The 22,923-nt window shown below is 71.8% G+C and carries 18 protein-coding genes and 1 pseudogene; 5 read left to right on the top strand and 14 right to left on the bottom strand.

What is annotated here, in order from left to right; all coding sequences use genetic code 11:
* Positions 1–1,671: 1,671 nt before the first annotated feature.
* Entirely contained in the window at positions 1,672–3,210 is a 1,539-nt protein-coding gene (locus ACZ6NZ_RS09940) for a replication-associated recombination protein A (protein ID WP_465857552.1), read from the bottom strand.
* Between the two features lie 74 nt (positions 3,211–3,284).
* Positions 3,285–3,497: a hypothetical protein gene (locus ACZ6NZ_RS09945; protein WP_124855015.1), complete on the bottom strand. Its 213-nt coding sequence runs from the start codon at positions 3,495–3,497 to the stop codon at positions 3,285–3,287.
* A gap of 139 nt (positions 3,498–3,636) precedes the next feature.
* On the opposite strand from ACZ6NZ_RS09945, the gene ACZ6NZ_RS09950 reads away from it, so the two are divergent.
* Positions 3,637–4,377, top strand: a complete 741-nt coding sequence (locus ACZ6NZ_RS09950) for a GNAT family N-acetyltransferase (RefSeq protein WP_465857554.1) — start codon at positions 3,637–3,639, stop codon at positions 4,375–4,377.
* Between the two features lie 34 nt (positions 4,378–4,411).
* Here ACZ6NZ_RS09950 and ACZ6NZ_RS09955 read toward each other — a convergent pair whose 3' ends face one another.
* The 4 genes from ACZ6NZ_RS09955 to aspS form a co-directional block, all read right to left on the bottom strand.
* Entirely contained in the window at positions 4,412–5,698 is a 1,287-nt protein-coding gene (locus tag ACZ6NZ_RS09955; protein WP_465857556.1) for an MFS transporter, read from the bottom strand.
* Between the two features lie 175 nt (positions 5,699–5,873).
* Positions 5,874–6,473, bottom strand: a complete 600-nt coding sequence (locus tag ACZ6NZ_RS09960) for a helix-turn-helix domain-containing protein (RefSeq protein ID WP_465857558.1) — start codon at positions 6,471–6,473, stop codon at positions 5,874–5,876.
* Between the two features lie 83 nt (positions 6,474–6,556).
* Complete coding sequence (locus ACZ6NZ_RS09965; RefSeq protein ID WP_465857560.1) at positions 6,557–7,369, bottom strand: SDR family oxidoreductase; 813 nt, start codon at positions 7,367–7,369, stop codon at positions 6,557–6,559.
* Positions 7,370–7,475: 106 nt separating this feature from the next.
* Positions 7,476–9,281: an aspartate--tRNA ligase gene (gene aspS / locus ACZ6NZ_RS09970; protein WP_465857562.1), complete on the bottom strand. Its 1,806-nt coding sequence runs from the start codon at positions 9,279–9,281 to the stop codon at positions 7,476–7,478.
* A gap of 138 nt (positions 9,282–9,419) precedes the next feature.
* Between aspS and ACZ6NZ_RS09975 the strand changes: the two genes are divergently transcribed.
* Positions 9,420–10,154, top strand: coding sequence for a DUF998 domain-containing protein (locus ACZ6NZ_RS09975; RefSeq protein ID WP_465857563.1), 735 nt, complete (start codon positions 9,420–9,422; stop codon positions 10,152–10,154).
* Between the two features lie 75 nt (positions 10,155–10,229).
* Here the strand turns inward: ACZ6NZ_RS09975 and ACZ6NZ_RS09980 are convergent, their stop codons facing one another.
* On the bottom strand, positions 10,230–11,276 hold the full coding sequence (locus tag ACZ6NZ_RS09980; protein ID WP_366611766.1) for a S1 family peptidase: 1,047 nt from the start codon (positions 11,274–11,276) through the stop codon (positions 10,230–10,232).
* Positions 11,277–11,575: 299 nt separating this feature from the next.
* The gene (locus tag ACZ6NZ_RS09985; RefSeq protein WP_465857565.1) at positions 11,576–12,052 is read right to left on the bottom strand and encodes a winged helix-turn-helix transcriptional regulator; all 477 of its coding nucleotides are present in this window, start codon (positions 12,050–12,052) and stop codon (positions 11,576–11,578) included.
* Between the two features lie 55 nt (positions 12,053–12,107).
* Here ACZ6NZ_RS09985 and ACZ6NZ_RS09990 point away from each other — a divergent pair, with 55 nt between their 5' ends.
* Entirely contained in the window at positions 12,108–12,620 is a 513-nt protein-coding gene (locus ACZ6NZ_RS09990; RefSeq protein WP_465857567.1) for a PaaI family thioesterase, read from the top strand.
* Positions 12,621–12,740: 120 nt separating this feature from the next.
* Here the strand turns inward: ACZ6NZ_RS09990 and ACZ6NZ_RS09995 are convergent, their stop codons facing one another.
* The 3 genes from ACZ6NZ_RS09995 to ACZ6NZ_RS10005 all read right to left on the bottom strand — a co-directional run bounded on the left by ACZ6NZ_RS09995 (position 12,741) and on the right by ACZ6NZ_RS10005 (position 15,866).
* On the bottom strand, positions 12,741–13,682 hold the full coding sequence (locus ACZ6NZ_RS09995) for an acyl-ACP desaturase (RefSeq protein ID WP_465857569.1): 942 nt from the start codon (positions 13,680–13,682) through the stop codon (positions 12,741–12,743).
* 71 nt (positions 13,683–13,753) lie between these two features.
* Complete coding sequence (hisS, locus tag ACZ6NZ_RS10000) at positions 13,754–15,082, bottom strand: histidine--tRNA ligase (protein ID WP_465857571.1); 1,329 nt, start codon at positions 15,080–15,082, stop codon at positions 13,754–13,756.
* 73 nt (positions 15,083–15,155) lie between these two features.
* Positions 15,156–15,866, bottom strand: coding sequence for an MBL fold metallo-hydrolase (locus tag ACZ6NZ_RS10005; RefSeq protein WP_238659786.1), 711 nt, complete (start codon positions 15,864–15,866; stop codon positions 15,156–15,158).
* Positions 15,867–16,136: 270 nt separating this feature from the next.
* Here ACZ6NZ_RS10005 and ACZ6NZ_RS10010 point away from each other — a divergent pair, with 270 nt between their 5' ends.
* On the top strand, positions 16,137–17,021 hold the full coding sequence (locus ACZ6NZ_RS10010; protein ID WP_465857574.1) for a peptidylprolyl isomerase: 885 nt from the start codon (positions 16,137–16,139) through the stop codon (positions 17,019–17,021).
* Positions 17,022–17,079: 58 nt separating this feature from the next.
* A complete protein-coding gene (locus tag ACZ6NZ_RS10015) occupies positions 17,080–17,919 on the top strand; it encodes a peptidylprolyl isomerase (protein ID WP_465857576.1) in 840 nt (279 codons plus the stop codon).
* Positions 17,920–18,097: 178 nt separating this feature from the next.
* On the opposite strand, the pseudogene ACZ6NZ_RS10020 reads toward ACZ6NZ_RS10015, so the two are convergent.
* From ACZ6NZ_RS10020 to ACZ6NZ_RS10030, 3 genes and pseudogenes are all read right to left on the bottom strand, one after another.
* Positions 18,098–18,790, bottom strand: a pseudogene (locus tag ACZ6NZ_RS10020) (IS5 family transposase); the annotation flags it as partial.
* Between the two features lie 847 nt (positions 18,791–19,637).
* Positions 19,638–22,160: a RelA/SpoT family protein gene (locus tag ACZ6NZ_RS10025; RefSeq protein ID WP_465857578.1), complete on the bottom strand. Its 2,523-nt coding sequence runs from the start codon at positions 22,158–22,160 to the stop codon at positions 19,638–19,640.
* A 196-nt stretch (positions 22,161–22,356) separates the two neighbouring features.
* Positions 22,357–22,923, bottom strand: coding sequence for an adenine phosphoribosyltransferase (locus ACZ6NZ_RS10030; protein WP_366611783.1), 567 nt, complete (start codon positions 22,921–22,923; stop codon positions 22,357–22,359).

Genomic DNA, 22,923 nt, shown 5'->3' on the forward strand with positions numbered 1-22,923 from the left:
GCGGGGGGTAGGTCAGGGGCTGCTCTCCGGTGGATCCCGACCCGTCAGGCCGGGCGGCGCGACGACCGGGCGGCGCGTCCGCGCCAGGGTCGACCGGCGGGCCGGCGGGCCGGCGGGCGGCGGTGCGCTCCGCTGCCGGGTCGGGCACGGCGAGCCGACCGGACGCCTGGTCGGTCAGGTCTACCGGCCCGGTGGGCGGCGCCGGGCGGCGACTCCCGGCCGGCGGACTGCCGTCTCGACGGTTGACCACCGCCAGGCCGGGGTCGGTGTGTGGCAGGCGGCCGGCCTGGCGCAGCCAGTCCGCTGGCCGCTCCGGCCGGTCCGGCCGAGGTTCGCCGCCGGGCGGCGTTCGGCGTTCCGTTTCATCGGAGACGACCCGGCGGCGACCGGTGCCGTCGGCGGGGCCGGTGGTGGGCAGGGCGCCACTGTGCGCGCCGGTCGCCTCGGGCACCGACGACGCGTTGCCCGAGCGCGGCACGGCTGGCGCGTTACCCGAGCGCGGCACGGCTGGCGCGTTACCCGAGCGGGGCACGACCGGCTCGTCGGGTTCCGCGGCGCGGCGACGCCCGCCGGCTGGCGGACGGGGACCCTCGGACGCGCGCCCGGCGGGTTCGGGTGCTCCGGGGTCGGCCGGGCCCGGACGACGCCGGGCCGTACGCGGGTCACGGTCGATGGCGGGGTCGGGCCGCGGGCCGTCCGCTGCCGACGGCACGACGCCAACCGGCGCGCCGTCGAAGCGGGCCGGGCCGGGGGCGGCGGGTGCTCCGACAGCCCGCGGATCGGGTGTCGAGCCGGCGGCGCGGCGACCGGCCGGGGGGCCGTCGGCGGGAGGCCGGGCACGGCCGGGTTCGACCGGTTGCTCCGGGCCGGGTCGGCGGACCGGCGGGCCGGCGTCGGGCCGACGCGGCATGGAGTCGGGTTGACCGCCGGGTGCGGCGGGGTCCTGATGACGGCCCGGCGGAACAACGGCGTCCGGGCGGCGGGCCGGCGAAGCGGCGGCGTCCGGGCGACGACCGGCCGGGGGGCCCGAGGTCGGTGGGCCCACGGGTGGGCCGGGAGGGGCGGCCGCACCGCGCGGACGGGCCAGGCCGCCGGGCGCGTCGGGTGCCGGACGAGGCCCCGCAGGGCCGGCCGGGTCACCCCCGCCCGGGCGAGCGGGGGGCGGCGACTGTGGTACGGCACCGCGGGCGCCGGGCACCGGCTGAACGCCGCGGCGCGGCGGCTGCCCGGGTACGGGAGGGGCCGCGGGTGGCCGGTTGTCCGGGCGACGACCCGCCGGCGGCGTCTCCCCGGGCCAGGGCCCGTCGACCGGCCGACGGGCGGCGGCACCGCCCGATTCACTCTGACGCGGAGCCGGCGGGGCCGAGGGCTCCGGCGCGCTGCCGCGCGCACCGGCCGGCTCTCCCGCCGTACGCGGGGTGGGTGGCGCCGGGTCTGCCGGCGGCATCCCCCCGCGGGGCCGGTTCGGCTCCGCCGGTGCGCCGTCCGGGCCCAGCTCGGTGCGTTGCTGCTTGGCCGAGCGCAGATCGTCGATCCAACCGAACTCCTCGCCGGCCACCGGCTCCTCCGGCTCGGGCTCAGCCGCCCGGCCGCGACCCCAACGGCGGGTCTTGGCGCGGGGATCGCGCCGCTCGTCCGGGCCCTCGTCCGGGCGGTCCCCACCACGCGATCTCACTGTTGACCCTCTCCTGCGGCGTCGGTGCCGCTGTCCTGCATCGTGCCGGGGGCATCCGTGCCCGTCGTCGGACGGGCGGCCCCCGGGGATAGCGCTGGCGCGGTCTGCGCCGTTACGGACGGCGCGGATGTCGGCGTCTGCGGGCGCGCGGCCGGAGCCGGCAGGCCACGCACGATCCGGCGCAGCAGCGGCAACCTGCCGGCCACCGACCGCTCCGCGCCGTGCGGGCTGGGCTGGTAGTAGTCGGTGCCCACCAGGTCGTCCGGAACGTACTGCTGGGTGACCACGCCGCGCTGGTCGTCGTGCGGGTATCGGTAGCCGGTCCCGTGGCCCAACCCTCGGGCGCCGGCATAGTGCGCGTCGCGCAGCCCCCGCGGCACCGGGCCACCGCGACCGGCCCGGACGTCGGCGATGGCGGCGCCGATGGCGGTGGTGGCCGAGTTCGACTTCGGCGCGGTGGCCAGGTGGATCACCGCCTGGGCCAGGTTGAGCTGCGCCTCGGGCAGCCCGACGTACTCGACCGCGTGCGCCGCCGCGGTCGCCACGCTCAGCGCCGAGGGGTCGGCCATGCCCACGTCCTCGCTGGCGAAGATGACCAGACGACGGGCGATGAACCGGGCGTCCTCACCGGCGACCAGCATGCGGGCCAGCCAGTGCACCGCGGCGTCCACGTCCGAGCCGCGCATGCTCTTGATGAAGGCGCTGACCACGTCGTAGTGGGCGTCGCCGTCCCGGTCGTAGCGCACCGCCGCCACGTCGACGGCCTGCTCGGCGGTGGCGAGGTCGATCCGGCCGCCGCCGAGGGCCGTCGCGGAGGCGGCCGCCGCCTCCAGGGCGGTGAGTGCCTTACGGACGTCACCGGCGGCCAACCGGACCAGGTGATCCTCGGCCTCGGTGGTCAGGACCAGCGCGTCGTCCAGGCCACGCTTGTCCGCGACCGCGCGGCGCAGCAGGCCCCGCACCGCCTCGTCGTCCAATGGTTGCAGGGTGAGCAGCACGCACCGCGACAGCAGCGGGGAGATGACCGAGAAGTACGGGTTCTCGGTGGTCGCCGCCAGCAGGGTGACCGTGCGGTCCTCGACGGCGGCCAGCAGCGAATCCTGTTGGGTCTTGCTGAAGCGGTGCACCTCGTCGATGAAGAGCACCGTCTGCGGGCCACCGGAGCGACGCTGGCGGCGAGCCGCCTCGATCACCGCCCGGACGTCCTTCACGCCGGCGGAGAGCGCCGACATGGCGACGAAGCGGCGGTCGGTGGCCCCGGCCACCAGGTGCGCGATCGTGGTCTTGCCGCTGCCCGGCGGGCCCCAGAGGATCACCGACATCGGAGCCCCGCCGGAGACCAGCTGCCGCAGGGGTGCGCCGGGAGCGAGCAGATGCTCCTGCCCGACGAGCTCGTCGAGGGTCACCGGGCGCATCCGGACGGGCAGGGGCGAATCGTCGGCCACCGCGGTGAAGCCGTCGACACCGGCGGGACCGTCGGGCGCGCTGCGCGACCCGGCGGGTTCACCGAGGGAGAAGAGGGCGTCGGACTCCATCACGAAGACAGTACCGGGCCGGGCCCACGACGCCGGAATCGCGCCGCGGGCCCGCCACCGGTGATCGGTTCCGGTCAGCCACGCCCGGGGCGACGGCCCCGGTACCAGCGGCCGCCGCCACCGCCGCGCGGGCCGCTGCCCACGCCGGCCAGGTAGAGCGAGAGCAGGAGCAGCCCGATGAGTACGAGGGTGTTCCAGTTGAACAGGTCCGGCGCGCCGAAGTCGGTGCCGAGCAGGTCAAGCAAGAGAGCGAAGCCAAAGACGATGGCCGCGAGAATGGCGAGCATGTCGTTCCTCCGGTGGGGGTTCCCAGTAGGTCGGCGCGTGATGTACCCAATCGGTCGACTCGCCAATCTCCACCGTGGAGGTGGCTACGCCGCGACGGCCCGGCGGAGGCGTTCGACCCCCGACTCCTAGGCTGAACGCATGATCATCGACGACGAGGTGCTCCAGGACCGGAGCGCCGTTCTGGCCGCCGTCGGGCACCACCCGTTCGCCCGGCACGCGCTCGGCCGGGCCGGGCCGGTGCGCGCCTACCAGCGTGATGGTGCCGTGCTGTGGGTGGTGCCGCCGGAACACGGGCCGGCCGGCTGCGCGATCGGCCCGACCGAACCGGTGCTGGAGATCTGCGTCGCGCGGGCCGCCGACGGGATGTTCCAGTCCGGACAGCGCCTGCACCTGCCCCGACACGATCGCGGTCTGATGGTCGACCGGCTGGCGGTGACCGAGCACAGCGACTGGGACTTCCACTGGACCGACACGGCGCCGCCGGCGCCGCCGGACGAACAGCCGGTGGTGCGCCTCACCGCCGCCGACCAGCCGGCGCTGGCGGCCCTTGTCGAAGAATCGTTCCCGACCAGCACCTCCCGGCCGGGCGACCCAAGGGTGGTCGACTGGTACGGCATCTGGGCCGGCAACCGGTTGGTGGCGTGCGGCGCGGACCGCAGCCAGGGTGACATCGGCTTCCTGGCCGGCCTGACCGTCGCCCCCGACCAACGCGGTCGAGGGCTCGGCGCGTCCCTGACCGCCGGGATGACCCGGACGCTGCTGGCACGTCACGACCTGGTCGGGCTCGGCGTCTACACGCACAACGTCGGCGCGGCGCGGCTCTACCGTCGGCTCGGCTACACCTCCACCCTCCCGCTCAGCTCGATCCGCCTCGCCTGACCGGCCTGCCGTCCGGTCAGGCGAGGGGTTTTCGCTAACGGTCGGTGGCGGGCACCGGGACCGCGGTCGGCTCGACGGCCGGGGCGGCCCGACGGCCGGCCAGCCAGGCGGGCAGGTAGAGCGGGGCGGCGACGGCCAACACCACAGCGCCGACCACCATCGCGGTGCCGACGCTGGTGGCGGCGGCGAGCGCGGTGAGCACCACCCCGCCGAGCGCGCCGGCCGGTTGCGCCATCATCGAGTTCAGCGAGAGCACGCTGGTCCGGTACGGGCCGTCGACCTGCCGGTGCAGCAGCCCACTGTGCAACGGGTTGGACGCGCCGTGCACCGCGTAGCAGGCCAGGTAGGCCACCAGCACGCCGACCGGCCCGGCGAACAACCCCATCCCGACCACGGTCACGCCCTGCAGGACGCGCAGCAGGGCCGCACCCGGAGCGGCGCCGAACCAGCGCAGCAGCAGTGGGGTCAGTGCCGCACCGGCGGCCGACGCGAGCCAGGCGGCCGAGTTCGCCGGCCCCAGCAGCACCGCGGCGCGTTCCGGATCACCGATCACCTCGGCGAGCCGGACCGGCAGCAGCGACTCGAAGGTGACCATGCCGAAGCCCCAGAACAGCTCGACGGCCACCAACGCCAGCAACACCCGGGAACGACGCAGCAACCCGACGGCCTGACCGATCATCCGGGGCGCCTGGACCACCGAGGCCCGCAGCGCCGCGACCCCCGTGGCCGGCCGCTCCTCGACCAGCAGCACCACGAGCGCGACGAGCGCCACCACCTGCGCCACGAGGGCGGCCAACACGGGCACCGTGAGCGCGCTGACCGGCCCGATCGGGCCGAGCGCGATGAGGCCACCGCTGAGCAGCGCGCCTCCGCCGATGGCGCCGCCGATGACGGTGCCGGCGTAGCCGAGGCCACGCTCGTACTCGGCCTGCGGGTCGGCGGCCAGGGTGGCGTCGACGTACCAGGACTCCAACGGGCCGCTGTCCAACGCCCGGTAGATGCCCTGCAGAGCCCAGACCACGAAGAACAGCGCGAACGAGTCGGCCACCGCGAACAGCGCGAGGGAGACAAGGTTGAGCACCCCGGCGGCGAGCAGCACCGGTCGACGACCGAGAGCGTCGGCGAACCCGCCAGTGGGCAACTCCAACGCCAGCACCAGCAGCCCCTGCGCCGTGCCGACCAGGCCGATCTGCGGCAGCGACAGACCGCGCTCCTGCATCAGCAGGATCATCACGGGGATCATCAGACCCGTCGGCAGCCAGCGCAGACCATAGAGCGTGAGGTAACGACGCCGAACCTGACGTACGGTCAACGCGCTCACGCCGCCACCTCCGTTCGCGACCGCGGGGCTCGCAAACCCGGCTCACTCCTCGCGCTCACCAGGCCGTCTTTCGTTCGCGACTGCGGGGCTCGCAAACCCGGCTCACTCCTCGCGCTCACCAGGCCGTCTTTCGTTCGCGACTGTGGGGCTCGCAAACCCGGCTCACTCCTCGCGCTCACCAGCGCTCGTCCAGCCGTGGGAAGCCGGCCAGGAACAGGTGCACGGGCTTCACGTCAGCGCCCTCGACCACAGGCTCGTCGCGGTAGCGCATCAGCACCGCCCACAACTCGTCGCTGAGGGCCCGCAGCCGCGTCGGGTCGAGCGGCAGCACCAGGTCACTCATGCCGACCGCGTCGCGCCAGTCGCGGGGTTGATGGTGCTCGACGGCCAGCCAGCGCTGGGCCAGGTCCGCCATCACGCGCACCTGGTCCGCCTGGATCCACTGCACGGCGGCACGGGCGTCCGGGTCGTCGTCGAAGTCGGTGGGCTCGAAGTCGCTGACGTCGTGTGCCGACTGCCACCAGCGCTGCCGGCTGGTGCCCCGGGCGGGGTCCTCGGTCACGAGCCCCACCTCGGCGAGTTGCCGCAGGTGGTAGCTCGTCGCACCGGTGTTGGTGCCGAGCTTCTCGGCCAGGGCCGTGGCGGTCGCCGGGCCGTCGACGCGAAGCGAGCCGAGCAGCCTCATCCGCAGCGGATGGGCCAGCGTGCGGACCTGTCGGTTGTCCAGATGGACGCGGCGCGGCTCGGCCGGGCCGTCGGCGGAAGGACTCTCCATGCATGCACACTATCTCTGCACAGCTTCCGTGCACAAGAGTTGTGCATAGAAGCTGTGCATCTGGTTCCGCCGGATCCGGCCGCTCAGGGAGTCAGGAGTTCACGCACCCCACGCAGCCGGGTCCGCAGCAGGGCCGTCGCCCGCCCGCAGTCCAGGCGTACGTCAAGAGGGCGGATCAGACCGGTGGCCGCGCTGGTGGTGGTCTTCAGTGCGGCCGGGTCCAGGCCGTAGCGCTCGGCGACCAGCAGGCCCAGCTCGGCTCGGCTGACCGCGTCCGGGCCGGCCACGTTGAGCACACCGGCGTACGTCGAGCCGACCAGCTCCAGCACCGCGTCGGCCAGGTCGACGACGTCGATCGGGCAACGCAGCTCGTCGCTGAACAGGGTGGCCCGACCGGCGAGCGCGTCCCGGCAGAGCTGGATCTGCTTGCTGCCCTCCCCCACGATCAGGGAGGTTCGCACCAGCGCCGCGCCCGGGTCGATCGCCCGTACGGCGGTCTCGGCCGCGGCCTTCGCAGCCCCGTACGGGTGCACCGGCGTTGGTGGTTCGTCGTCGGCGTACGGCACGGGTCGTCCGGCGTGCAGCGCGTCGCTGGACACGTGCACCAGCCGGGCACCCACCTCCGCGGCGGCGAGCGCCACGTGCGCGGCCCCGTCGGCGGTGACCGCCCAGTCGCCGTACCGATAGGGGGTCCCGACCACGGCGTCCGGCCGCACCCGCGCGACCAGCGCGCGCACGGCGGACCGGTCGGTCACGTCCAACCGCCGGGCCGCGACCCCCGGCACCGCGATCTCACCGGAGTGAAACGTCCCGACAACGGAGAACCCGGCGCTCACGCCCCGCCGACAGACCTCCCGCCCGAGAAGCCCACTACCCCCGACAACAAGCACTCGCACCTGAGCCCACTCCCCCGCCAACGATCAAGAGGTTTGCGTCATCTCGCCGGGCGATGATGACGCAAACCTCTTGATCAACCAAGCAGGGGCGGGGTGGGGGGTGGGGTCAGACCGGGTCTGCCACCGGGGCCGCGGGGCCGGCCGTGCCGGTGTGGGCGGTTGCGGCGGGCTTGGGCTTGGCGTCGATGCCGGCCTCGGCGCGCTGCTGCGCGGTGATCGGGGTGGGCGCACTGGTCAGCGGGTCGAAGCCACCGCGGGTCTTCGGGAACGCGATGACCTCACGGATGGAGTCGGCACCGGCGAGCAGCATGCAGACCCGGTCCCAGCCGAAGGCGATACCGCCGTGCGGCGGGGCGCCGTACTTGAACGCCTCCAGCAGGAAGCCGAACTTGTCCTGCGCCTCCTCGGCGGTGATGCCGAGCAGGTCGAAGACCCGCTTCTGCACGTCACCGCGGTGGATACGGATCGACCCGCCGCCGATCTCGTTGCCGTTGCAGACGATGTCGTACGCGTACGCCAGGGCCCGGTCCGGAGCCTCCTCGAACCGGTCGACCCACTCCGAGTTCGGCGAGGTGAACGGGTGGTGCACGGCCGTCCAACCGCCCTCGTCCGTGCGCTCGAACATCGGCGCGTCGACCACCCAGCAGAACGCCCAGGCGCTCTCGTCGATCAGGCCGGACCGCTTGGCGATCTCGACGCGGGCCGCCCCGAGCAGCTCCTGCGCCTCCCGCGTGGTGGCGCTCGCGGCGAAGAAGACCGCGTCACCCGGCTTCGCGCCGACCGCGTCGGCCAGCCCACCCAGGTGCTCGGCGGACAGGTTCTTCGCCACCGGGCCGCGTGCCTCGCCGGTCTCCGCGTCCAGCACCACGTACGCCAGGCCGCGCGCGCCGCGCGCCTTCGCCCAGTCCTGCCAGCCGTCCAGCTCCTTGCGGCTCTGCGCCGCGCCGCCCGGCATCACCACCGCGCCGACGTAACCGCCCGCGTCGATGGCTCCGGCGAAGACCCGGAACTCGGTGCCGCGCAGGTAGTCGGTCAGCTCGGTCAGCTCGACGCCGTAGCGCAGGTCCGGCTTGTCCGAGCCGTACCGCGCCATCGCGTCGTGCCAGGTGATCCGCGGGATCGGCCGGCTGATCTCGTGCCCGGCCAGGTCCTTCCACAGCGCCGAGACGATCGCCTCACCAAGGTCGATCACGTCGTCCTCGGTCACGAACGACATCTCGATGTCGAGCTGGGTGAACTCCGGCTGCCGGTCGGCGCGGAAGTCCTCGTCGCGGTAGCAGCGGGCGATCTGGTAGTACCGCTCCATGCCGCCGACCATCAGCAGCTGCTTGAACAGCTGCGGCGACTGCGGCAACGCGTACCAGCTGCCAGGCTGCAGGCGCACCGGCACCAGGAAGTCGCGGGCGCCCTCCGGCGTCGAGCGGGTCAGCGTCGGCGTCTCGATCTCCAGGAAGTCCCGCTCGTGCAGCACGCCCCGGGCCAGCTGGCTGGCGCGCGAGCGCAGCCGCAGCGCGTTCGCCGGACCGCTGCGGCGCAGGTCCAGGTAGCGGTACCGGAGTCGGATGTCGTCGCCGGCCTCGATCTGGTCGTCCACCGGCAGCGGCAGCGGCGCCGCCTCGGAGAGCACCTCCAGCTCGACGACGGTCACCTCGACCTCGCCGGTGGGCAGCTCCGGGTTCTCGTTGCCGGCCGGGCGGCGGGTCACCTCGCCGACGACCTTCACGCAGAACTCGTTGCGCAGCGCGTGCGCGTCTTCCTCGCGGAACACCACCTGGACAACACCGGAACCGTCGCGCAGGTCGACGAAGATGACCCCGCCGTGGTCGCGGCGGCGGGCCACCCAGCCGGCGAGCGTCACCGTCGAGCCGGCGTCCGCGGCGCGCAGGCTTCCGGCATTGTGGGTACGGATCACGGCTGGCAACTCCTCATCGTGGAACAGTCCTCACCCGCATTCTGTCAGGGGTGGCCGCCCCGTCTCCGGGCACCCGTCGGGTCGGCCGCACTGGGCGAACCCGCAGCAACCGGTTGTCTCGCCGGTTAACGTGGCGAAATGCGGCCCGTACCGAACTGGGCCGTCGCCACGGCGGCGGCGGCACCCGTGCTGCTGGTGGCCGGTTGGACGGTTGCGGAGGCCCGACAGCCCGTCGGGTACGACCCGGTCCGGGACACCATCAGCGAGCTGGCAGGACAGGACGCCACCGACGCCTGGATCATGGTGGTGGCCCTGGTGCTGCTCGGCTGCTGTTACCTGTCGGTCGCCGCCGTCCTGCACGCGGCCGGGTTGCCCAGCCGTTTCCTGCTCGCGATCGGTGGGGTGGCCACCATCGCGCTCGTCGCCTTTCCCCGGCCGCCGGTCGGCGGTTCGCTCAGCCACGGCGTCGCGGCGACGGTGGCCGTCCTCGCCCTGGTGCTCTGGCCGGCCGGGTCGGCACTGCGGCTGCCGCGCGGCCACGACACCGATCGCTCCGCCCGACCGGAGCCGCCCTGGGCGTTCCGCCGGGCGGTCGGGCTGAGCGCCACGCTCGTGCTGCTCGCGCTCTTCGGCTGGTGCGCGTTCGAGGTGACCAGCGGCTCCCGTACGGGGTTGGCCGAGCGGGTGACCGCGCTGGCGGTCTCCCTCTGGCCGCTGCTGGCGGTTCTCTCCGCCCGGCGGGCGCACCTCGTCTGGTCGACCGGCGGCACCGTGAGCGTCGGCCCGGACCTGCCGAGCATCGGCGTCGTACCCCCGGATCCTCTCGGGCCACCGAGCGGGCCCACCCCCGGCCGGCCCGACCTGCTGCCGTGAGTCGCCCTCCGGCCGACCCGGCGTACGCGACGCGGGCCGCCGGAGAGTTCCGGCGGCCCGCGAGCGGTGCGTGGATCAGAAGACGCTGACGCCGTAGCGGCTCAGCGCCTCGGTGACGGGCTGGAAGAAGGTCGTGCCGCCGGTGCGGCAGTTGCCACTGCCGCCGGAGGTCAGGCCCAGGGCGGTGGTGTTGGCGAACAGCGAGCCGCCGCTGTCGCCCGGCTCGGCGCAGACGTTGGTGCGGATCAGACCGGAGACCGAGCCCTCGGCGTAGTTCACCGTGGCGTTGGTCGCGGTCACCGAGCCGCTGCGCAGGCCCGTGGTGCTGCCGGAGCGCTGCACCGCCTGGCCGACGGAGGCGTTGCCGGCGCCGGTGATGTCGCGGAAGCTGCCGTTGTAGAGGGAGACGTTGCCGGCGGCGTTGGCCGAGTTGTTGTGCCGCACGATGCCGTAGTCGTTGCCCGGGAAGCTGGTGCCGGTACGGCTGCCGAGCAGCGCGGTCTGAGCGGAGTTCGAGTACCAGCTGGCCGAGATGTTGGTGCAGTGCCCGGCCGTCAGGAAGGAGTAGGTGCTGCCACTGCGCACGTTGAAGCCGAGCGAGCAACGCCCGCCCCCGCCGGCGTAGATGGCCTGGCCGCCGGAGATCCGGGTGCTCAGCACGCCTGCCTCGGCTTCGACCCGGACCGCGCCGTTGGCCCGCGCGGCGGCGGCCTTGACCCGCTCCAGCTTGGCACCGGTGACGGTGCTGTCGACGGAGACGACGACCTGGTTGGTGACCGGGTCACTCCACCAGGCGGTGCCCGGGATCTTGGCGGAGCGCTCCAGCTCGGCCGTGGCCCGGTTGAGCTCGGCGGCGCCGCGGGTGACGTAGCGGACGACGGCGCCGGCCTTGCTGGCCTTGCTGGCGGCGGCGGCATCGGTCACCGTGACGACGGACTTGCCGCTGGCGTCGATGTACGAGCCGGCGGAGCTGTCGCCGAGTTCCGCGGAGATCGCGGCGGCGGCGTCGGGCGACGCGGCGGGAGCGGCCTGGGCGGGCGCGCCGATGAGCGAGCCGACGACCAGGGTTCCGGAAACGGCGACTGTGGCCGCAACACGGAATGAGGACCTCGTGGGTCGCATGTAACAAACCTCCTGGGCGGGGGAGCGGGTCCGCCGGGGGCGGCTGACCCGAGGGCAACCCGGCCGATCTGGGGAAACCGGCCGGATGAGACTGAAGTATTCACATACTTAAGATCATTAACAAGGCTTGGATTCGCCCGAATTCGTCGACCCCGGCCGGCCGCACGGCCGCAACACCCCCGACACGCTGGCGAACAGCCACCGTCACACCCAATCAACGACCACCGCACTTTCGGCGCGTACGGTCATCAATGTCTGATCCACGTCGCCGCCCAGCGCGGGACGCGGCGGGCGTCGGGTCAGGGGGTACGGCGTCGGGCGCCGGGCCCCGGGCTGGGGACCACGTCACGTGGCCGACCCACCTCGTGGCCGTCGGCGCAGCGCAGGTCGGCGCGCACCTCGGCGCCACAGTCGCGGTGCGTGACGCGCAGCGGCGAGCCCTCCGCGTCGGCCAGGTACCGGTCGCCCCACGCGAGGACGGCGACCAGCACCGGCCACAGATCCAGACCCTTGTCCGTGAGCCGGTACTCGTGGCGCAGTCGACTGCCGGGCTCCCGGTACGGCTCGCGACTGAGCACGCCCTGCTCCACCAGGGTGGCGAGCCGGTTGGTCAGCACCTGGCGCGGAATGCCGGTGCGTACCCGCATGTCGTCGAAGCGACGTACGCCGGTGAACACCTCACGCAGGACCACCAACGTCCACCGCTCACCGAGGACCTCCATCGCGCGGGCGATGGTGCAGTTCTCCACTGACCAGTCCAGAGCCCCGGGTCGCATCCGACCAGGCTAGATCTCGTTGACAGACTCAGCAACCGACTGCCAGGCTGCGTCCATGACGCAGACGCAGGAACCAGTGCGCAGCCGTACCTTCACCTGGGCGGACCCGGCGACCAACGCCGCCCAGGTCGGTCGGCGAAGCGGCCTCGACATGCTCCGGGCGATGATCGCCGGCGAGTTGGCCGCGCCGCCGGTGATGCACCTTCTCGACATGAGCAGGATGGAAGCCGACGAGGGCCGTGTCGTCGTCGAGCTGACTCCGCAGGAGTTCCACTACAACCCGCTGGGCAGCGTCCACGGTGGCGTGCTCTCGACCCTGCTGGACACCGCCGCGGCGTGCGCCGTGCACACCACCCTGCCCGCCGGCGTCGGCTACACCTCGCTGGACCTCAACGTGAAGTTCCTCCGCGCGGTCACCGTCGACAGCGGCACCCTGCGCTGCGAGGGCACCGTGCTGCAACGCGGCCGCCGTACGGCCCTGGCCGAGGCCCGCATCACCGACGCCACCGACCGCCTGGTAGCCCACGCCACCAGCACCTGCCTCCTCCTCCCCCTCCCCCACCCCTAACCCCACCCCGTTCGGGTTGATCATGAAGTTATTGCCCCGACACGCCGACGGGAGTGGCAATAACTTCATGATCGACAAGCCCAGAGGCCCAGGCCCAGGGGGACAGGGTGGGGGTGGGTTTTAGCGGGAGGCTAGGCGGGCGGCTCGGGCGTCGCGCTTCTCCTCGAAGCGGCTCGCGGCGCGGTCCAGGCTCTCCAGCTGGGCGGCGAGCTGCTCGCGGGCGGCCTCGCCGTCGGCGTCTAGGCCGGTCACGTTGAAGACGTCCCACTGCCGCAGGACCGGCTGCAACACCTCGTCACGGTGCTGGCGCAGGTCGTAGATGCCGGCCAGGGCGATCGCCACCGACTTACGGGCGAATCCGTCGATGCCGCTGCCCGGCATCTGGAAGTCGGCCACCACGTCGGCGACGGCCCGCATGGCCTGGCTCGGGGCCAGCTCGAACGCGGCAGCGAGCAGGTTGCGGTAGAAGACCATGTGCAGGTTCTCGTCGGCGGCCACCCGGGCCAGCAGCGCCTCGCAGGTGGGGTCGCCGGTGGCCTTACCGGTGTTGCGGTGCGAGATCCGGGTGGCCAGCTCCTGGAACGAGACGTACGCCAGCGAGTGCAGCACCTCGTCGCCGTGGGCGTTGGTGTAGCCCTCCGACATGTGCGTCATCCGGGCCCGCTCCAACGCCACCGGGTCGACCGCCCGGCTGACGGTCAGGTAGTCGCGGATCGCGACGCCGTGCCGGCCCTCCTCGGCGGTCCACCGGTGCACCCAGGTGCCCCACGCGCCGTCGCGTCCGAACAGGGTGGCGATCTCGTGGTGGTACGAGGGCAGGTTGTCCTCGGTCAGCAGGTTCACGATCAGCGCGGTGCGGGCCACGTCCGGGATGGTGGAGTCGGTCGGCGACCACGCCTCGCCGCCGAGCGGCCCGTCGAAGGTCCGCCCCTCGCTCCACGGCACGTACTCGTGCGGGAACCACTCCTTGGCGAGCGAGAGGTGGCGGTCCAGGTTGCGTGCGACAACCGGCTCCAACTCGACGAGCAGCGCGGTCTGGCTCAGTGTGGTGCTGACGGTCACGAGAGACTCCCTACGGTGGCGTAACTTACGCTACCGTAGGTCCCCGCGGCCGTCAGCGCCAGTGGGGGCACTCAACCGACAGTCGGTTTGAGGTCTCCCGGGGGTGGCGTCCACTCCCCCGCACCGGCCGTGACCTGCTCACCGGAGCGGATGTCCTTCACCTCGTCGGGCGCTCCCTGCGCACCGGGGAACCACACGTAGGGGATACCGCGCCGCTCGGCGTAACGGATCTGCTTGCCGAACTTCGCCGCGCTCGGCGACACCTCGGTCGGCACCCCGCGCCGCCGCAGCGCCTCGGCCACCCGGTTGCTGGCCGTACGGTGCTCCTCGCTGGTCACCGCGACGAGCACGGCGGTCGGCACCTCCCGCGAGACCGACAGCTCCCCCGCGCCGAAGAGCAGACCGAGCAGGCGGGTCACCCCGATCGAGATCCCCACCCCCGGGTACGAGACAGCGCCGGCGCTGGCCAGATTGTCGTACCGGCCGCCGGAGCAGATGGAGCCGAAGCGCTCGTAGCCGCGCAGCTGGGTCTCGTAGACGGTGCCCGTGTAGTAATCCAGCCCACGGGCGATGCGCAGGTCCGCCACGCAGAGGCCGGGCGAGTGCTCGGCAGCGGTGTCCACCACCCGGACCAGCTCTTCGATGCCCTCGTCGAGCAGCGGGTCGCTCACCCCGAGCGCCCGGACCGCGTCGGCGAACGACGAGTCCGGGGCGGAGATCTCGGCCAGCGCCAGGCACGCCTTGGCCTGCGCCTCGCTCGCCCCGGCGGTCTGGGCCAGCAGCTCGGCCACCTTCGCCGGGCCGATCTTGTCGAGCTTGTCCACGGCTCGCAGCGCCGCCTCCGGGTCGGTCAGCCCGATGCCCCGGTAGAAGCCTTCGCAGATCTTGCGGTTGTTGACCTGGATCGTCACCGGTGGGATCGGCAACGAGCGCAGCGCGTCCCCGATGACCAGCGGCATCTCCGCCTCGTGGTGCGGAGCCAGGGTGTCCCGGTCGACGATGTCGATGTCGGCCTGGACGAACTCCCGGTAGCGGCCCTCCTGCGGCCGCTCGCCCCGCCACACCTTCTGGATCTGGTAGCGGCGGAACGGGAAGCTCAGCTTGCCGGCGTTCTCCAACACGTACCGGGCGAACGGCACGGTCAGGTCGAAGTGCAGGCCGAGCTGGTCGTCACCACCGGCACCCTCGGCGTCGGCGTGCAGCCGCCGGATCACGTAGACCTCCTTCGAGGTCTCGCCCTTGCGCAGCAGCTGGTCCAGCGGCTCCACGGCGCGGGTCTCCAGCGGCGCGAAGCCGTACAGCTCGAAGGTGGCCCGGATCCGGTCGAGCACGAACTGCTCGATCATCCGCTGGCCGGGAGTCCACTCCGGGAAGCCGGAGATGGGCGTGGGCTTGCTCATCGGCGTACTCCTTGCGGTTCCGCGCCGGTGGCGCGGTGGTGTCGTGGGTCCGCGCGCGGCGCGGACAGAAGATCTAGAGGCCCCGGGTGGGAGCGGCCGGCGACGTGCCAGCCACCTCGATGAGGTACGGGTTGCTGGCGCGCTCGCGACCGATGGTGGTGCTGGGGCCGTGGCCGGGCAGCACGACGGTGTCGTCGGCCAGCGGAAGGATCTTGTCGCGCAGGCTGGTGAGCATGGCCGGCATGCTCCCGCCCGGCAGGTCGGTGCGGCCGATCGACCCGGCGAAGAGGACGTCACCGGAGAGGCACAGCTCGTCAGCCTCCCAGCCCGACCCGGCGCCCGGCAGCCGGAACAGCACCGACCCGCCGGTATGGCCCGGGGCGTGGTCGACAGCGATCTCCAGGCCGGCGAGGGTGAGGGTGGCGCCGTCGGTCAACTCCGCCACGTCCTCCGGCTCGGTGTAGCTCAGCCGGCCGCCGAACAGCGACGTCAGGTCGGTCGAGAGGCCCTTGGACGGGTCGGCCAGCATCTCCCGGTCACCGGGGTGCACGTACGCGGTGATGCCGCGCGCGCCACAGACCGGCGCGACCGAGAAGGTGTGGTCCAGGTGGCCGTGGGTGAGCAGCACGGCGGCCGGATGCAGGCGGTGCTCGGCGAGCAGCGCGTCGAGCTGGTCGAGCACCCCGATGCCCGGGTCGACCACCACGCACTGCTCCCCCGGCGCGGTGGCAACCACGTAGCAGTTGGTGCCGAAGGCGTCCGCGGGAAAGCCGGCCACGAGCACAGGCGCTGTCCTTTCCGTCGAGCAGCTGTCGTCCTGCACAGCAGCCTATCGGGCGGGCCGAGCGAGTTTGGCGCGTCCGTCCCACCCGCCCCGTCAGGCACAGTGACAACCTCCGATAAGCGCTGCTCGGGATGGGGTGGACCTCGTACACCACATTCCCAGTCACTAGCCGTACACTCTGGCGGGCGTGTGGCGCGGCACACGTGACGCCCGGACGGGCCGGGGCGACCGGCCGCCGGCGACGACCAGGTAGAGGAAAGGGGAGCACCGGTGGCTTCCAGCAGGGACCGGCAGCGCAAACTGGCGCGGGCCAAGCTCGACCGGCAGTTGGCCCGCCGGGCCGCCTCGACGCGGCGGCGACGGCAGATCCAGGCCGGAGTTGGCGCCGCTCTGATCCTCGTGCTGGTCGTGGCCGGCTCAGCCTGGGCGCTCGGGGCCTTCGACTCCGACCCGGAGCAGACCACGGCCGCGGCGGACACCTGCCTCTGGACGCCGCAGGACGCGACGGCCAACACCAACCTCAAGGACGTCGGCACGCCGGCCACCAAGGATCTGCCGACCGACGGCACCCGGGCGATGACCGTGACCACCAACCAGGGCGCGCCGATCACCGCGGAACTGAACCTGACCAACTCTCCGTGCGCGGCGGCGAGCATCGCCCACCTGGCGAGCCGGTCGTTCTACGACAACACCACGTGCCACGAGATCACCGCCGAGGGCGCGCTGCGCTGCGGCGACCCCAGCGGCACGGGTCTCGGTGGGCCGACCTACTCGTTCTACGACGAGGAGGTCCCGACCGTGCCGTCGGCGTCGCCGTCGGCCAGTCCGGCCCCCGGCCAGCCGCCGACGTACCCGAAGGGCACGGTGACGATGGTCTCCAACCCGCCGGGCAGCAACGGCAGCCAGTTCCTGATCTTCTTCAAGGACTTCACCACCGCCGACCCGAAGTACCCGGTCATCGGCCGGGTGACCGGCGGGCTCGACGTGGTGGAGAAGATCGGCGCCCTCCCGACCGTGGACAATGGGACCGGGGCGAAGGTCAAGCCCAACACCGATGTGACGATCCAGAGCCTCACGGTCGGTGAGCCGGCCACCGGTGCGGCACCGGCGCCGTCGGCCTCCGGCACCCCGGCCAGCAGCCCGAGCGCCGGCTGACCGGTCGCCCCACCCAATCACTCGGCACCCAGCAGCAGATAGCCAGGAGGATCCAGGCGTGACGTCCACCAGAGAGCGGCAGCGCGCGGCGGCACGCGCCCGGCTCGAGAAGGAGATGGCCGAGCGCGCGGCCAAGGCCCGCAAGCGCCGGCAGACGACGGCGATCGTCAGCGCGGCTGCCGCGCTGGTGCTCGTGGTCGCCGGCACCGTCTGGCTGGCGGTCAGCCTCGGCGGCGACGACGACAAGAGCGACACCGCCGCGCCGGCGGCCGGCGCGGCCGAGTGCGCGTACAACGCGCTGCCCACCGACCAGCGGCCCCCGCAGATCAAGGACGTGGGGGTGCCGAGCAACGAGCAGTCCGCCCAGGGCGTGCAGACCATGACGATCGACACCAACCTCGGCCCGATCACGGCCAAGGTCGACCGGTCGCTGGTGCCGTGCACGGCGGGCAGCTTCACCTACCTCGCGGAGAAGAACTTCTTCGACAACACCAAGTGCCACCGAATGGTGACCGAGGGCATCAAGGTGTTGCAGTGCGGTGACCCCAGCGCCACCGGCAACGGCTGGCGCCCCACCGACGGGCAGGGCGGCCCGAGCTACCGCCTGCCCGAGGAGAACCTGCCCACCGACAAGCGCCCGCCGTACCCGGAGGGTGTCATCGCGATGGCCAACTCCGGCCAGCCGGGCAGCACCGGCAGCCAGTTCTTCATCGTCTACGGCGACTCGCCGCTGGACGCGACGTACACGGTACTCGGCACCGTCACCGGCGGTCTGGACATCGTCAAGGACGTGGCCAAGGCCGGCGACGACGGTGCCTTCGCCCCGCAGCCCGGTGGTGGGCACCCGAAGAAGGAGCTCATCATCAAGGACCTCACGATGAGCAACCCGCAGGGCTGACCCCCGCGCGCACGACGAAGCGCCCGCCGGCTGAGCCGGCGGGCGCTGTCGTGTTCTCGGGGTACGCGTCGGACCCCGGAACTGATCCGGCGGGTGTTGAGAAGGCAACTCCAGCATCGGGGCGGCCTTTCGGTGGCCCCGATGCCATCTCCACCTAAGGCGTGTTTCATAAGCCGGGTCAGAGCCATTCGCAGATGATGGTGATGGTCAGGATGGCCTGGAACCGGACGGCCAACTTGTCGTAGCGGGTGGCCACGCCGCGGTGGCGCTTGAGCCTGTTGATGCCGTTTTCGACGGCGTGTCGCATCCGGTAGAGGTCTCGGTCGAACTTCGGTGGGCGACCGCCGCGGCTGCCCTTGGCCTTGCGGTGGGCGTCCTGATCCTTCTTGCTCGGGATGCACGTCTTGATTCCCCGCTTGCGCAGGTAGGCGCGGTTACCGCGGCTGGTGTAGGCCTTGTCGGCCAGGACGAGGTCGGGGCAGGTGCGGGGCCGGCCTACTCCGAGACGGGTCACCTTGATACGGCGCAGGACCGGGATGAACTGCGGGCTGTCACCACGATGCCCGGCGGTCACGACCATCGATAGGACCTTCTGTCCCTGCTCGCAGGCCAGATGCGTCTTGGTGGTCAGACCGCCGCGAGATCGTCCGAGGCCGTGATCGGCGGGTTCGTCGTGCACGCCGCCGGGTGGCTCTTTCTGCAGGTGGCCGTCTCTGCGGGCGCCGGCGGCGTGTTGGTGGGCGCGGCTGGTCATCGAGTCCACGCTGATCGTCCAGGTGATCCGGTCTTGCGCGTCTGCGGTGGCCTGTGACGCGGCCAGGATCTTGTCCCAGGTTCCATCGCGCTGCCAACGACGGAACAGGCCGTAGACGACGACACAATTTCAAGGAAACACACAAGAAGCCCTGAACTTGCCGCTACGGCGTTCAGGGCTTCTTGTGCGGAGACTGCCAAATTTCGTTCAGAATAGCTTCAGCTACCGGCTTGGTCGCCGGAAAACCGTCTCACCTAGCCGGAGAATTGTGTCTAGTTGAAAATCGAAACCCTCGTCACGCTCACCCCGGGAAGCGGCCACCGTAAACTTTGGCCCGGCATGAGGCCATAACTAGACCCGTTTGAGAGCGTGACCGAAGCATCGTTGCTCCCAGCCTTGAAAACTACGAGGTTACCGCTGAGGGCAGTATTCCCGTTGCCCGAGTAGCACGAGCGGATATTAAGAGCGTTGATCAATTCAACGGTCGAACTAGTGCACGGCACCTTCGCGATGGCGAATGCTGGCGTGCTGGGCAGAACCAGCGTAGTGAGCCCCATCGCAACTGAAGCAATGAGAGCCCGCTTGACTCCTCTTCGCATTGGAACACCTTTCTCGCAGCCTGGATTTAGCAGGGTGCAAAGCCCCCGTTGAGGATCACTCCCCGAGATGAAGCTATCACGGATTTGCATACGGCAATGCCCCTGATCGCGATCTCGCTACGGTGGCCCGCCGACGTCGGCCGGACGGTGTGGTGCTGCTTGTCGAGTCGGGGTAGCCATGGTGTGCACCGTCGACCATGAGCGGCCGTCCATCGGGATCACGTCACCGCCGCCCTCGGCGAGCAGCCTGACGAACTCGCGGATCTGGGCGGGCTACAGCCCAGTGAACGGAAAGATCCACTCCGAGCGGGCCGCCGAGATCACCCGCAACTTTGCGTCAGCAATCGATGCGTCAGAACCCACGTTCAGGCGCCGGAGGTGACCCGGTAGGCGTCGAAGACGCCGTCGACCTTGCGCACCGTGGCCAGCAGGTGGCCCAGGTGCTTCGGGTCGGCCATCTCGAAGCTGAACCGGCTCACCGCCACCCGGTCGCGGGTCGTGGTGACGGTGGCGGAGAGGATGTTGACCCGCTCGTCGGAGAGCACCCGGGTGACGTCGGCCAGCAGCTTGTGCCGGTCCAGGGCCTCGACCTGGATGGCGACCAGGAACGTCGACGCGGAGGTGAGCTTCCAACTCACCTCGACGACCCGCTCGCTCTGCGCGCGCAGGTCCTCGGCGTTGGCGCAGTCGTCGCGGTGCACGCTCACCCCGCCGGAGCGGGTGACGAAGCCGAACACCGAGTCCGGTGGGACCGGTGTGCAGCAGCGGGCCAGCTTGATCCAGACGTCGCTGACGCCCCGGACCACCACGCCCGGGTCGCTGCTGCTCTGCCGGCTGCGCGGCGGCCGGGTGGCGACGGCGGTCTCGGCGATGTCCTCCGCCGCGCCCTCCTCGCCGCCGTACGCGGCCATCAGCTTCTGCACCACCGACTGCGCGGAGACCTGACTGTCGCCGACCGCCGCGTAGAGCGACGCCACATCGGCCAGGTGCAGATCCCGGGCGATCGACATCAGCGCGTCGGAGGTGAGCATCCGCTGCAACGGCATGCCCTGCTTGCGCATCGCCTTGACGATCGCGTCCTTGCCGGCCTCGATCGCCTCCTCGCGCCGCTCCTTGTTGAAGTACTGGCGGATCTTCGTCCGGGCGCGCGGGCTCTTGACGAAGCCCAACCAGTCCTGCGTCGGGCCGGCCGTCTCGGACTTCGACGTGAAGATCTCGATCACGTCGCCGTTGGACAGCGTCGACTCCAACGGCACCAGCTTGCCGTTGACCCGCGCGCCGATGCACTTGTGCCCCACCTCGGTGTGCACCGCGTACGCGAAGTCCACTGGCGTCGACCCGGTCGGCAGCGGGATGACGTCACCCTTCGGGGTGAAGACGTACACCTCCTGGCTGGACAGGTCGAAGCGCAGCGCGTCCAGGAACTCGCTCGGGTCGGCCGCCTCCCGCTGCCAGTCGAGCAGCTGCCGAAGCCAGGTCATCTCGTCGATGTGCGCGGGCGGGCCGACGATCTGGGTGCCCTTGTGCTCCTTGTACTTCCAGTGCGCGGCGATGCCGAACTCCGCGGTGCGGTGCATCGCGTACGTGCGGATCTGCATCTCCACCGGCTTGCCGGTGGGCCCGATGACCGTCGTGTGCAACGACTGGTACATGTTGAACTTGGGCATCGCGATGTAGTCCTTGAACCGGCCCGGAACCGGCTGCCAGTTGGCGTGGATGACCCCCAGCGCCGCGTAGCAGTCGCGCACCGTGTCGACCAGGATTCGTACACCGACCAGGTCGTAGATGTCGTTGAAGTCGCGACCCCGCACGATCATCTTCTGGTAGATCGAGTAGAGGTGCTTCGGCCGCCCGGTGGTCTCCGCCTTGATCTTGGCGGCCTTCAGGTCGGTCTGCACCTTCTGCGTCACCTGCCGCAGCAGCGCCTCGCGCTGCGGCTGGTGCTCCCCGATCAGCCGGTTGATCTCCTCGTAACGCTTCGGGAAGAGCGTGCCGAAGGAGAGGTCCTCCAGCTCCCACTTGATCGTGTTCATACCGAGCCGGTGCGCCAGCGGCGCCAGGATCTCCAGCGTCTCCTTGGCCTTCTGCTCCTGCTTGGGGCGGGGCAGGAAGGTGAGGGTGCGCATGTTGTGCAGCCGGTCGGCCAGCTTGATCACCAGCACCCGCGGGTCCTTGGCCATGGCCACGACCATCTTGCGGATCGTCTCGGCCTTGGCCGCGTCGCCCAGCTTGACCTTGTCGAGCTTGGTGACGCCGTCGACCAGCAGGGCGACCTCGCCACCGAAGTCGGCGCGCATCTGGTCGAGGGTGTACTCGGTGTCCTCGATGGTGTCGTGCAGCAGCGCGGCGACCAGCGTGGTGGTGTCCATCCCCAGGTTGCCGAGGATCGTCGCCACGGCGAGGGGGTGGGTGATGTAGGGGTCACCGGACTTGCGGTACTGCCCGGAGTGCCACCGAGCGGCCGTGTCGAACGCGCGCTGGAGCAGCCGGGCGTCCGCCTTGGGGTGGTTGTCCCGGTGGCTGGCGATGAGCGGCTCCAGCACCTCGCTGACCTGGGAGGTCTGCCAGGGCGCGTTGAACCGGGCCAGCCGGGCCCGGACCCGCCGACCGGTGGGCGCGTTGGACAGCCCGAACCCGCCGCTGGGCGACGGGTCGATGCCGGCGTCGGTCGGGAACGGGACCACCACGCCATCGGCGCCGGGGGACGCCTCGACGCTCGGTGGGCCGCTGGTCGGACGCGCCGCGTTCTCGCCGGGAGTCCGGCCGGAGCCGTTGCCGGTGCCCGTCACCCGGGCCGGCGCGTCGCCTGTCCGGTCGGTCACCGAGCCGTCAGCGTCGCCTGTCGGGTGCACCGTGCCCTCCGCCGGAGGGACGACATCGTGGGACACCGGCCTCCTCACCGCTCGCCGGAAACACGCCGGCCGAAGATCGGCCGACCTGGTCTCGCCCGCCGGACGGGATACCGCCGGCGTCAGCAAAGGGCAATGCTACCCGCACGGACGGCCCCCTGCCGCTCCGCCGGACGGTCGGCGCCGGGTCCAACCGACCGGGCGGGACCAAACGGTCAGCAGAGCACCGACCGGCTCAAACGGTCAACAGGGCGTGGACCGGACGCGGTGCCAGTCGCTCGCGCCCACCCAGGAAGCCGAGCTCCAGCAGCACCGTGAAGCCGCTGACGGTGCCCCCGGCCCGCTCGACCAGGTCCAGGGTCGCCTCGGCGGTACCACCGGTGGCCAGCACGTCGTCGACCACCAGCACCCGGTGCCCGGCGGTGAAGGCGTCCTCGTGCACTTCGAGGGTGGCCTCGCCGTACTCCAGCTCGTAGGAGACCGAGTGCGCGGGGCGCGGCAGCTTGCCGGCCTTGCGCACCGGCACCACGCCCACCCCGGTCGCGTACGCGATGGCCGCCGCGACGACGAACCCGCGCGCCTCGATGCCGACCACCACGTCGAAGGTGTCCCGCCCGTGGTACGCGACGATCCCGTCGATCACCTCACGGAAGACCGTGCCGTCGGCGAACAGTGGCATCAGGTCCTTGAACATGACGCCGGGCTTGGGGAAGTCGGGCACGTCCAGCACCCGACTGGCGACCAGTCGGGCGACCTCCGGGCCACTGTCCCCGTGCGCTACGGCGCTGTGGGTCTCCGTCAC

The sequence above is a fragment of the Micromonospora sp. NPDC047756 genome (assembly GCF_055587245.1).